Origin of the sequence: Peteryoungia rhizophila, from assembly GCF_004912145.1 — a bacterium.
GTDB classification, from domain to species: domain Bacteria; phylum Pseudomonadota; class Alphaproteobacteria; order Rhizobiales; family Rhizobiaceae; genus Allorhizobium; species Allorhizobium rhizophilum.
Genome location: NZ_STGT01000012.1, coordinates 1 through 11,495, shown reverse-complemented (window position 1 = coordinate 11,495; position 11,495 = coordinate 1). Strand labels below are relative to the sequence as shown.

11 protein-coding genes and 1 tRNA gene are annotated in these 11,495 nt (G+C 61.4%); 7 read left to right on the top strand and 5 right to left on the bottom strand.

The features are described from left to right. Positions 1–19: 19 nt before the first annotated feature. The 4 genes from E9677_RS25015 to E9677_RS25000 form a co-directional block, all read right to left on the bottom strand. Positions 20–694 (bottom strand): response regulator, encoded by a 675-nt coding sequence (locus E9677_RS25015; RefSeq protein WP_136560789.1) that lies wholly within the window; start codon positions 692–694, stop codon positions 20–22. Then, the gene (locus E9677_RS25010; RefSeq protein WP_136560788.1) at positions 691–2,052 is read right to left on the bottom strand and encodes a sensor histidine kinase; all 1,362 of its coding nucleotides are present in this window, start codon (positions 2,050–2,052) and stop codon (positions 691–693) included. The genes E9677_RS25015 and E9677_RS25010 overlap by 4 nt, the downstream gene beginning before the upstream one ends. 211 nt (positions 2,053–2,263) lie before the next feature. Continuing rightward, positions 2,264–2,689: a (R)-mandelonitrile lyase gene (locus E9677_RS25005; RefSeq protein ID WP_235883103.1), complete on the bottom strand. Its 426-nt coding sequence runs from the start codon at positions 2,687–2,689 to the stop codon at positions 2,264–2,266. Positions 2,690–2,751: 62 nt separating this feature from the next. After that, positions 2,752–2,841, bottom strand: a tRNA-Ser gene (locus E9677_RS25000). A 301-nt stretch (positions 2,842–3,142) separates the two neighbouring features. Between E9677_RS25000 and E9677_RS24995 the strand changes: the two genes are divergently transcribed. The 4 genes from E9677_RS24995 to E9677_RS24980 all read left to right on the top strand — a co-directional run bounded on the left by E9677_RS24995 (position 3,143) and on the right by E9677_RS24980 (position 7,268). After that, positions 3,143–4,201, top strand: a complete 1,059-nt coding sequence (locus E9677_RS24995) for a septal ring lytic transglycosylase RlpA family protein (protein WP_136560787.1) — start codon at positions 3,143–3,145, stop codon at positions 4,199–4,201. Between the two features lie 54 nt (positions 4,202–4,255). Next, positions 4,256–5,425 carry a D-alanyl-D-alanine carboxypeptidase family protein gene (locus E9677_RS24990; RefSeq protein ID WP_136560786.1) on the top strand — a complete coding sequence of 390 codons (1,170 nt, stop codon included), beginning with the start codon at positions 4,256–4,258 and terminating at the stop codon, positions 5,423–5,425. Positions 5,426–5,544: 119 nt separating this feature from the next. Beyond that, positions 5,545–6,246 carry a dTMP kinase gene (gene tmk / locus E9677_RS24985; RefSeq protein ID WP_136560785.1) on the top strand — a complete coding sequence of 234 codons (702 nt, stop codon included), beginning with the start codon at positions 5,545–5,547 and terminating at the stop codon, positions 6,244–6,246. After that, a complete protein-coding gene (locus tag E9677_RS24980) occupies positions 6,243–7,268 on the top strand; it encodes a DNA polymerase III subunit delta' (RefSeq protein ID WP_136560784.1) in 1,026 nt (341 codons plus the stop codon). Before tmk ends, E9677_RS24980 begins: the two co-directional genes overlap by 4 nt. A gap of 36 nt (positions 7,269–7,304) precedes the next feature. On the opposite strand, the gene E9677_RS24975 is transcribed toward E9677_RS24980, so the two are convergent. Continuing rightward, positions 7,305–7,937: a LysE family translocator gene (locus E9677_RS24975; protein WP_136560783.1), complete on the bottom strand. Its 633-nt coding sequence runs from the start codon at positions 7,935–7,937 to the stop codon at positions 7,305–7,307. A 265-nt stretch (positions 7,938–8,202) separates the two neighbouring features. On the opposite strand from E9677_RS24975, the gene metG reads away from it, so the two are divergent. From metG to E9677_RS24960, 3 genes are read left to right on the top strand one after another with little or no spacing between them, the layout of a single operon-like run. Then, positions 8,203–9,756, top strand: coding sequence for a methionine--tRNA ligase (gene metG, locus E9677_RS24970; RefSeq protein ID WP_136560782.1), 1,554 nt, complete (start codon positions 8,203–8,205; stop codon positions 9,754–9,756). Between the two features lie 4 nt (positions 9,757–9,760). Then, positions 9,761–10,546: a TatD family hydrolase gene (locus E9677_RS24965; protein WP_136560781.1), complete on the top strand. Its 786-nt coding sequence runs from the start codon at positions 9,761–9,763 to the stop codon at positions 10,544–10,546. Between the two features lie 11 nt (positions 10,547–10,557). Then, the gene (locus tag E9677_RS24960) at positions 10,558–11,376 is read left to right on the top strand and encodes an MBL fold metallo-hydrolase (RefSeq protein ID WP_136560780.1); all 819 of its coding nucleotides are present in this window, start codon (positions 10,558–10,560) and stop codon (positions 11,374–11,376) included. The last annotated feature ends 119 nt before the right edge of the window (positions 11,377–11,495 follow it).

Genomic DNA, 11,495 nt, shown 5'->3' with positions numbered 1-11,495 from the left:
CAGGTGGGCGGGGAGGGGCTCATGCTTCTCCCGCTGTCTCTTCGAAATCGCGGAACTGCATGGCTGCTTCCGTGCGATTGGCGGCCTTCAGCTTTGCCAGGATCCGCGTCATGTGGTGTTTGACGGTCTTTTCCTGAATGCCGACTTCCTCGGCGATACGTCGATTGGAGCAGCCCGTTGCGACGAGCGCCATGATTTCCCGCTCGCGTGGCGTCAGTGCCTCCAGGCGCTGGCGTTGCGCCCGTGCCAGCGGATCCTTGTCCTCACCGGTCGCGCTTCCCTGCGCGAGTTCTCCGAGCACGCGTGATGCGAGAGAGGGCGTGATATAGTGCTGTCCGTGGCGGATATCGCGAAGGATGTTGATCAGCGTGCGCCCTCCGACCCCCTTGACGATGTAGCCGCTGGCCCCGGCGCCGATCGCGTCGGAGAGATCGACGCTGTCTTCCGAGGCCGTCAGGACCACGACATGGGTGTCCGGCGCCTCCCGTACGATCTGGGCGATAACCGACTGCCCGCCACCCGGCATCGAGAGATCGAGGAGGAGAAGATCGGGCTTCAATTCGACGGTCGACCGATAGGCCTCCTCCGCGGTGCCCACTTCGGCGTATAATTCGAAGTCCTCGGCTTCTCCCAGTGACAGCGCGAGCCCCTGGCGGAAAATCGGATGGTCATCGGCAATCAGAATGCTGATCATGCTACGTCCCTTGCAAATTCCATCGGCAGGAGCATGACGACCCGCGTGCCGGTGTTGTCCCCAGTCTCGAGCCGGAATTCTCCACTGAGGGAATTGATTCGTTCCTTCAGTCCCGCCAGGCCCAGCCCGTTCGTCTCTCCGGAGGGGTCGAAGCCGATGCCATCGTCCGACACCACGGCCTCCAATCTGCCATCCCGGACGCCGACCGAGACCGTCTGGCGAGAACAACGGCCATGGTTCACGCCGTTGTTCAATGTTTCCTGGATGAAACGATAGACGGTGGTCTTGGCCGCCAAGGGCAATGATGGAAGATCTGCGGAGACCTGTCGGATCACGCCGATCCCGGTTCGCTTCTCGTGGCTCTCGATCGCCGTGCGGACCACGGTCTCCAGGTTCCATTGGCTGATCTCCGGCAGCGACAGGCCTCGGCAGATCTGCCGGATCTCCCGCATGGCGTCGTCCACCGTCTGCTTGATCGGCTGCAGGTCCGTGACCGCTCCCTTCGCTGGATCAACGGCTTCCAGCCGGAGGCCTGCATAGGACAGCAGTTGCAGGGGGCCGTCATGAAGATCTGCCGAAATCCTGCGCAGGGCATTTTCATTGAGTTCCGCAAGCTTGAGGTTCGCCTTGCTGACGCGGCGTGACAGGCTCTGGTTCTCCGCGAGAAGGCTCGAGAGCTGGTGGAGCTTCTCGTCGAGTGCCTGCCGCTGCTTCTCGATGGTCTCCGCACCCTTGAATATGACGAGATAGATGGCCGCCAGCATTGCGAGCGCGACGGAGGCGACGACGATCAGCCCATGGGTTTTCGTTTCCAGAAGATGAGCCCTCAGAGCAGTCCCATCGGCATAGAATTCTGCCACACCGATGACATTGCCATTTTCTGCCGCCCGGATCGGGGCATAGATCTCCAGAAGTGGTGCCGTGCGCAACGTTTCCGAAATGCTCAGCTCATCGAGAACATTGTCGAATTCCGCGTATGTCTGACCTGTCAGTGCGAGTTTCATGCCGTCGGTCTGAAAGAATTTCTTCCCGATGATCTCCGTGTCATTGCTGTAGGCGATGGTGCCGTCGAGGGTCCAGATCTGAAACAGCACGATTTCCGTCTTCAGCAATCCCGTTGCGAAGAGCTGGTCGAGTTCGGCCCGGTTTGCAGGACCGAGGCTCGGGGTTAGGCTCAACTCCTGCGCAAGTGGCGATATCGCATCGGTCACGAACATGGTCTTGATCGAGATCGCGTTTTCCTTGACGCCGTTTTCGACTGCCGCCGTGACCCAATAACCGATGATCAGCGTGCCGACGACGAGGACCGCCGCCGCCGTGCCGAAGAACTGACGAATGAGGTTTGTCCGCTGATCCATGAAACCAGAATATCTGGAAGATCCGACTTCACAATCGGTTTCGAAGGGAATGGTTTATTGGAGAGCGGTCGTACAAAAAGGGTCGGGGTGATGTATCCAGGCCCCGAGCGACACAGGACGGCCAAGTTTGCCTTTCCCGCTGACCGGGGAAATGTTGCCGCCGCAATGCCTCATGTGCAGAAGGATGCAGTCTGGCCTTCCAAGCCAGGCTCTAGACGCCGAGACCCTTGTGATAGTCTCCGTCGGAGACCTTTTCCATCCAGGTGACCGAGTTGCCATCCAGTGCCTCTGCCACTGCGAAATGTGTCATCGGCTCATGCGCGGACGCGCCGTGCCAATGGCGGATCAGAGGCGGGATCCAGACCACATCGCCCGGACCGACGTCCTGAACGGGCTGGCCTTCCTGCTGGACCCAGCCACGCCCGCTGACGATGAACAGGGTCTGTCCGAGTGGATGTGTGTGCCAGGCCGTTCTTGCGCCGGCCGAGAAGGATACGGTGACCCCGCCGATGCGCGCTGGAGCGTTGGCCTGGTAGCGGCCCGAGATCTGGACGTCGCCGGTGAAGTATTCCGGCGGAGCTGGCGCAGAACCAGTCTCGCCAGGAATGATCATAAGGTCTGTCTCGTGGGCTGTCACTGGAGTTGCTTCCTGTCTAGGGTGGGACACACATCGGCCAGTGGGGAAGAGGTGGGGGCCAGTGGCGGAAGAGGTGGGATTCGAACCCACGGTACGGTCTCCCGCACGCCGGTTTTCAAGACCGGTTCCTTAAACCACTCGGACACTCTTCCGGACGGGTGCGTTATGCGCAAAGCGATCAGACTTGGCAAGGGTGATTTTGGCGACTTTCCGGGTGTGTTTGCGGCCTGCAGCCTTCTGGTTCGCATGCGGCACGGCCAGATCGCCGTCGGCCCGTGATTAACCGAACGCTAACCATAAAGAAGGTTATGGGGCTTCGAGGATCATTCAAATTGTGACTTTTCCCATTTTGGCCATTTTTGCGCAGGAATCTTGCGCGCAAGTGAGCGGGGCATGGGGGCCTCGCAGATGGGGCGCGATGTCGGCATGCCCCGCTGATCTGAAGTGGGACACATGCATCTGACGACGCACGGCCTTGCGGCCAATACGGGGAAGTGGTTCGGCCTGGTGCTGCTCTGCGCCTTCACCGCATCCTGTTCGGCCACCAAGCAGACGGCCGAAAAGCCGAAGCGCTCGAAAGAGTATTTCGCCGAATCGATCTACGGCGTGAAGGCGAGCCCGCGGCTCGTCGCAAGCGGCCCGGTGCCCAAGGGCGGCGGGCGCTATATGGTCGGCAAGCCCTATGTGGTGAAGGGCAAGACCTTCGTGCCGAAGGAAAATCCGCGCTACGACAAGGTCGGCGTTGCGTCGTGGTATGGCGATGCCTTTCACGGCCGGATGACCGCCAATGGCGAGCTGTATGACAAGGAGCACCTGTCGGCGGCCCATCCGACATTGCCGCTTCCGAGCTATGCCCGGGTGACGAACATCAATACCGGCAGTTCCGTCATCGTCCGCATCAACGATCGTGGGCCGTTCCACAAGGGCAGGATCATCGATCTGTCGCGAAAGACGGCCGACATGCTGGACATGAAGCATAGCGGCACCGGCGAAGTGCGCGTGCAGTATATCGGGCCGGCCCGGATGGACGGGCACGACATGCCCTATCTGATGGCGTCCTATACAAGGAAGGGCGAACGTGGCCCTGTCATCGATCCTGGCGGGCAGATCGCATCCGGCGTGATGGTCGCGTCGAACGATACGGACGGGTCGCAATACCAGCCGCCGGTCGCGACCACGTACCAGACGGCACTCGCAGGCCCGACCCCGAGCGGCGGGGCTAAAGCGCAGACGCTCGATGCTCAGCTTCTGATGCAGGGTGGTGCAGGTGGTGGCGTGGTTTCGGGCGAGAGCTTTGCCGCGCTTCCGGACTATGGCCCGACGCCGATGCCGCGGCCGCATCATATCGACGGCTATGACGGCTCGGGCTATGCGGCGGCCTATGTCGAGGAGCAGTTACAGACGGGCACGCTTGCCTTCGATGCCATTCTCGTGCGCAATGACGGCCTCACCGAGCGGTCGATTCTCTCCTCGGTCGCGACGGGCGGCATCAAGCTCTCCAGGGGGCTTTGACGCCAGTGCTACCGGGCAAAGAGAGGGCCTGCGCCCCGTAGACGAAGTGTGAACATGCGTCGTTTCTTTCCCGTCCTGTTGCTCGCCCCGATCCTGACCCTCGCGGGCCTGCCATCATTTGCGCAGGCACCCGCCGTCGAGATCCGCCAGGTGATCGAAACCAAGGCAGCCCAAGTCTATCTGATCGAGGCATCTACCGGCACAGTGCTGCTCTCCAAGAACGAGCGCCAGAGTTTTGCGCCCGCTTCTCTCGCCAAGCTGATGACGCTGGAAGTGGTCTTCGACGCGCTGAAAAAGGGGGAGATCCGGCCAGACACGATCTATCCGGTGTCCGAATATGCCTGGCGAACGGGTGGCGCGCCATCGCGGACCTCGACCATGTTCGCGGCGGTGAAGAGCCAAGTGCCGGTTGGCGATCTCGTTCGAGGGATCGCAGTTCAGACCGCGAATGACGGCTGCCTCATCATCGCCGAGGGCATGGAAGGCTCGGAGGCGAAGTTCGTCGAGCGGATGAATGCGCGGGCGGCCGAACTGGGGCTCACCGACAGCCGCTTCGGCAATGCGACGGGCCTGCCGAATCCTGACAACCGCTCGACGCTTTATGATCTGGTCAAGCTGTCCCGGCATCTAGTCGACACCTATCCCGATCTCTATCGGACGTTCAGCCTGCCGGAATTCGAGTGGAACAAGATCTTCCAGCGCAACCGCAATCCGCTCCTGTCCTACGGCGCGGACGGGTTGGGCACCGGTTTTTCCGAAGGCAGCGGCTTTGCCATCGTCGCCTCGATGGAGCGGGACGGACGGCGGCTCTTTCTCGGCATGAGTGGGGTCGCGACGGACAAGGAGCGGACCGAAGAGGCGACAAGGCTGCTGACCTGGGGTTTCGACGGGTTCGAGATGCGCACCTTGTTCAAGGCGGGCGAGGTGATCGGTGAGGCGAGTGTCTATGGCGGCGCGCAGTCCAAGGTGCCTCTGGTGGCGGCTGAACCGGTCGAGGTCTATGTTCCCGTCAACAATCCTGACCGGCTGCAGGCGCGCATCGTCTATCGCTGGCCGCTCCAGCCACCGGTCGCAGCGGACCGAGAGGTGGCGACGCTCAACGTGTTTTCCGGCGAGCGGCCACTGAGAAGCCTTCCCCTCAAGAGCGCCGAGACTGTCGAGGTGGGGACGCTTCGCCAGCGGGCCTGGGATGCGGTGATCGAGCTCCTGTTCTTCTGGATCTGACGGAAAATTCAGCCTCAGCTGCTGTTCGCGGTTTCGCGAGGGACCATCTTGGTTTAGAGCCGTAGGCATGCCCGACAGGGCGAAATCTGGAACGCCGCAGGCGGGAAGTAGGCAAGGCATTGGCGACGGCGCGCGGATTGTTCGTGAGTTTCGAGGGAGGCGAGGGGGCCGGGAAATCGACCCAGATCCGCCTGCTTGCGGAAAACCTGCGGGCTGTTGGCCACACGGTAGTCACGACACGCGAGCCGGGTGGATCTGTCGGTGCGGAAGCCCTGCGCCATGTGCTGCTTTCGGGTGCTGCCGAACCTTTCGGCGTGCGCATGGAAGCGTTGCTCTTCGCAGCCGCCCGGGCAGATCATCTGGATTGCGTGATCCGGCCTGCGCTCGTGCGCGGAGAGATCGTGCTGTGTGACCGTTTCGTCGATTCCTCGCGCGTCTATCAGGGCGTGACCGGCAATATCGAGCCTCCGCTCATGGTGGCACTCGAACGTGTCTCGATCGGGACCAGCATGCCTGACCTGACGCTGGTGCTGGACCTTCCGGCGGATGTTGGACTGCAGCGCGCGCGCCGCAGGGCAGGGGCTTCGGCGACTGCCGAGACCGCCACGCCCGACCGCTTCGAGAAGGAAAAGCTCGAAATCCACGAGAAACGCCGACAGGGCTTTCTCGATATCGCCGCAGCCGAGCCGGAACGCTGCCGGGTCCTGGATGCCTCGCTGGATGTGGAAGCCATTGCGCGATCTATCCTTACCGAGGTGACGCAAGTGATCGCGGCGCATATCGGCAGTGCCGGTGGTGGCGGGCAGGCGGCGCGGACATGAGCGAAGACAGGGCAGGGCTTCTCGACGGAGCGATCGCGCCAGTCAGTAATCTCAAGCTGTTCGGCCATGAGGCGGCGGAAGAATTTCTGGCGCGCAGCTATCGCTCGGGCAAGGGCCATCATGCGATCCTGATCGAAGGGCCCGAGGGCATCGGCAAGGCGACGCTCGCCTTTCGCTTCGCCAACCACATTCTGCGTCATCCGGAGCCGGCGACGGCGCCCGAGACGATTTCCGATCCGGACCCCGGGCATCCGGTCAGCCGACAGCTCGCATCCGGCGCCAGCCACAATCTTCTGCATCTGTCGCGCCCCGTCGACGAGAAGACGGGGCGAGTTCGGACGGCGATCACCGTCGACGAGGTGCGCAAGGCGGGGCATTTCTTCAGCCAGACGTCCGGCACCGGCAATTGGCGCATCGTCATCATCGACCCGGCCGACGACCTCAATCGCAATGCGGCGAATGCGATCCTGAAGATCCTGGAGGAGCCGCCGAAGCGGGCGATGTTCCTCGTGCTGTCCCATGCGCCGGGTAAGCTCCTTCCGACCATCCGGTCGCGTTGCCTACCGCTCAAGCTGCACGAATTGTCACCGCCAGCCATGGATCAGGCGCTGGGGCAGTTGGGGCTGTCCATTCCGGCCGAGAAGCGCGAAGCGGTGCTTTCGCTTGCCAAGGGAAGCGTCGCGCGAGCGTTGAAGCTCGTCAATTACGGCGGCGCAGACATTCTGGACGCCTTCGAGCAGATGCTTGCAGCCTCTGGCCCGGCGCAACGGCGGATGATGTTCAAGATCGCCGATGCATTGTCGGGCAAGGACAGCGAGGTCGCCTTCGGCTTCTTCACCGAACATCTCGGCGATTATCTGGCGGAGACGGCGCGTGGGCTCGCGATGGCCGGCGACCTCGGCGGTGCCGAACATTACGCCCGGCTCTCTTCCGTCATCAACCAGCAGCTGGGTGTGGCAGCGGCCTATAACCTCGATCGCAAGCAGACCATCCTCGACGTGCTGGCGGCGATCGTGCGCTGATCAGGATGATCCCGGAAGGAAGCGGTTTGCTGCCCTTCAGCTTCGTGTTCCGAAGGCGAGACGGCAGGCAAGGCCGGCAAAGACTGTCGCCAGGAGGTATTGGGGGAGCTTGCCGAAGCGACCCAGGCCAGTCATCCGGCTTCTGATATGGCCGCTGAGCAGGATCACGGCTCCGTTGACCACGAAGCCGATGAAGTTCAGCACCGTCGCCAGAACCAGGATCTGCAGAGTTAGCGAGCCCTTAGCCGGATCGAGAAACTGCGGGAACAGGGCGAGCACAAACAACGCCATCTTGGGATTGAGAAGGTTCGTCGCCAAGCCTTCGCCGAGAATTCGCGGCATGGAAAAGCGCTTCAGGCCGGCGCTCGGGGCAAATTGCATTGTTTCGGACCGCAATGTCTTCCAGGCGAGGTAGAGCAGATAGGCGCAGCCGGCCCAGCGGACAATCTCGTAGGCTGCGGGGACGGCGACAAAGAGCTGTGACAGACCCAGGGCTGCGGCAAGGGCATGGCAATAAGTGCCGAGCGCGATGCCAAGATAGGTCAGGAAGCCCGCAGCACGTCCCTGGCTGATGCTGCGCGAAGCAATCAGCAACATGTCGGGTCCCGGCGTCGCGGTTAAAACGAAGCAGGCCGCGGAAAAAAGCATCATGGTAGAGAGATCCGGCATATCGGTTTCCTTCGAGTTGGCCGGAATTCCGATCTATCATGATCCACGATGGTGGCAAGCCCCCGTATCGGCGACATGCGACATCAGACGCGGCCATGACGTTGCGCGCATCTTCGTGGCACTGCAGCAAAACGGATGTTCCTAAAGCCGCGGGAATGTTTTAAGAGCGTTCGACCCCATTTGTCTTCGCCTTGATGGCCGGCCGTCTTGCGCCGCCATCGTTCGGGCCGTGACATCGCAACCGACGAAAAGACACCAGGAAGCCATGAGCGATCCCTTCTACATCACCACTGCCATCTCCTACCCCAACGGCAAGCCGCATATCGGCCATGCCTACGAGCTGATCGCAACCGACGCCATGGCGCGATTCCAGCGGCTCGACGGCCGGGACGTATTCTTCCTGACGGGTACGGACGAGCATGGTCAGAAGATGCAGCAGACGGCGCGCGCAGAGGGCATTTCGCCGGAAGAGCTTGCCGAGCGCAATTCCAACGAATTCCGCGAGATGGGCAAGCTGCTGAATTCCTCCAACGACGACTTCATTCGCACGACCGAACAGCGCCATCACCAGACAGTGCAGGAAGTCTGGCGCCGGATGGAGAAGAACGGCGACATCTACAAGGGTGGCTACGCCGGCTGGTATTCGGTTCGTGACGAGGCTTACTTCCAGGAAGAGGAAACCGAACTGCGCGCCGATGGCGTACGCTATGGACCTCAGGGTGCGCCGGTCGAATGGGTGGAAGAGGAAAGCTATTTCTTCAAGCTCTCGGCCTATGAGGACAAGCTTCTCAAACTCTACGAGGATCAGCCGGATTTCATTGGCCCGAACGAGCGCCGCAACGAGGTGATTTCCTTCGTCAAGTCGGGGCTCAAGGACCTGTCGATTTCGCGCACGACCTTCGACTGGGGCATCAAGGTGCCCGGCGACGACAAACATGTGATGTATGTCTGGGTCGATGCGCTGACCAACTACATCACCGCGACGGGTTATGTCGAAGACGAGAACGGTCCGCGGGCGAAATACTGGCCGGCCGATGTGCACATCATCGGCAAGGACATCATTCGCTTCCACGCCGTCTACTGGCCAGCCTTCCTGATGTCGGCGGGCCTGCCGCTGCCGAAGCGGGTTTATGCCCACGGCTTCCTTCTCAACAAGGGCGAGAAGATGTCGAAGTCGGTCGGCAATGTCGTCGATCCCGTCGATCTGGTCGGGCATTTCGGCCTCGATCAGGTGCGCTACTTCTTCCTGCGCGAAGTTTCCTTCGGCCAGGACGGCAGCTATTCGGAAGAGGGGATAGCGACCCGCATCAATGCCGATCTCGCCAACGGCATCGGCAATCTCGCCTCGCGTTCGCTGTCGATGATCAACAAGAACTGCGAGGGCAGGGTGCCGACACCCGGCACGCTGACGGCTGAAGACGAGGCGATCCTCAAGGTGGCTGACGACGCCATTGCGATTTGCCGCGAGGAAATGGGCCGCCAGCAGATCCACAAGGCGGTGGCCGCCATCATCAACATCGTCAACGAAGCCGACCGCTATTTCGCGGCCCAGGCGCCGTGGGTGCTGAAGAAGACCGATGAGGCGCGCATGGGCACTGTGCTTTATGTGACGGCCGAAGTCGTGCGCCAGATCGCCATCCTGTTCCAGCCGATCATGCCGGCCTCTTCGGCGAAGATCCTCGATCTCGTGGCAGTGGCCGACGCGGATCGCGTGTTTGCAAAGCTGGGCTCTGCCGGTCGCCTTCAGCCGGGTACGGAACTGCCGGCGCCGTCGCCGGTCTATCCGCGTTACGTCGCCCCGGAAGCGGGCAAGGCCTGAGCCGATGCTGATCGATACCCATTGTCATTTGGACTTCGCCGATTTCGACGCAGAGCGTGACGAACTCGTCACGCGTGCGCATCAGGCGGGCGTCAAACAGATGGTGACGATCTCGACGCGGGTGAAGAAGCTGGACATATTGCTGGCCCTGACCGAGCGTTACCCGAGCGTGTTTTGCTCCGTCGGCACGCATCCGAACAATGCCGGCGACGAGCTGGATGTTACGGCGAAAGATCTGGTGCGGCTGGCGGAGAGCCACGAGAAGATCGTGGCGATCGGCGAGGCGGGGCTCGACTATTTCTACGACACGCAGAAGCCCGAGGACCAGAAGACCGGGCTGATCCGCCACATCGAGGCGGCGCGGCGCACGGGGCTGCCGCTCATCATCCATAGCCGCAGCGCCGACGAGGACATGGCTGCAATCCTGACGGAAGAGACGGGGAAGGGCGCCTTCCCGTTCATCCTGCATTGCTTCTCTTCGGGACAGGCGCTTGCCGATACCGGTGTGGCGCTCGGCGGTTATGTTTCGTTTTCCGGAATCGTGACCTTTCCGAAATCGGAGGAGTTGCGCCAGATCGCCAAGACCGTGCCCATGGATCGGCTGCTGGTCGAGACGGACGCGCCGTATCTGGCGCCCAAGCGCTGGCGTGGAAAACGCAACGAGCCGTCCTATGTGGTCAACACGGCCGAGGTTCTGGCCGAGGTCAAGGGCGTGAGCTACGCGGAGATGGCAGACATCACCACCGAGAACGCATTCCGCTGCTTCTCGAAGATGCCAAGGCTCGGCTGAGGGGAGCTTTGATGAAGGTCACGCGCCGGTTCACGCTGCTCGGTTGTTCGTCATCACCCGGCGTGCCGCGGATTAACGGTGACTGGGGCAACTGCGACCCGGACAACCCGCGCAACCGACGCACACGCGCCTCCTTCCTGATCGAGCAGATCGCGCCCGATGGGGGCAAGACCACCGTTGTAGTCGATACGGGGCCGGATTTTCGCGAGCAGATGATCCGCGCCAAGGTCGAGTTTATCGATGCCGTCATCTACAGCCATGCGCATGCAGACCACCTGCACGGGATCGACGACCTCAGAGGCTATTTCATCATGCAGAAGAGCCGGATCCCCATCTATGCAGAGCCGTATACGATGGCTCGGATCGAGGAAGGCTTCGGCTATTGCCTGAAGACACCTTCGGGCAGCAGCTATCCGCCGATCGTCGCACCGGTCATTGTCGAGGACATGGACCAACCCCTAGTCATTGATGGCGCCGGTGGTTCCATAATGCTTCAGCCGCTGGTTCAGCAGCATGGTGACATCATATCGCTCGGGTTTCGCATCGGTAACGTGGCGTATTGTTGCGATGTCTCTGACTTTCCCGAAGAGACGGTCGCCAAGCTCTCAGGCCTTGAGCTGCTTTACATCGACGCGCTGCAGTACCGGCCGCATCCGAGCCATCTGTCGCTCGAACAGGCACTCGGCTGGATCGAGCGTCTGGCGCCCAAACATGCGGTGCTCACGCATATGCATACGCCGCTCGACTATGAGACCGTGATGGGCGAGACGCCGCCGCAAGTCGAGCCAGGCTATGACCAGTTTGCCATTGAATTTCAACTTGATACCTGAGATTGCTGCGAGATTGAAACCGCCAACGGACGGCAATTTCTTATGTGATGTGACTGATAAGGGCCAAGGCATCTCTTTCAGTTCCATAATCTATCTTATGCGATCTTTGTGTGTGGGTT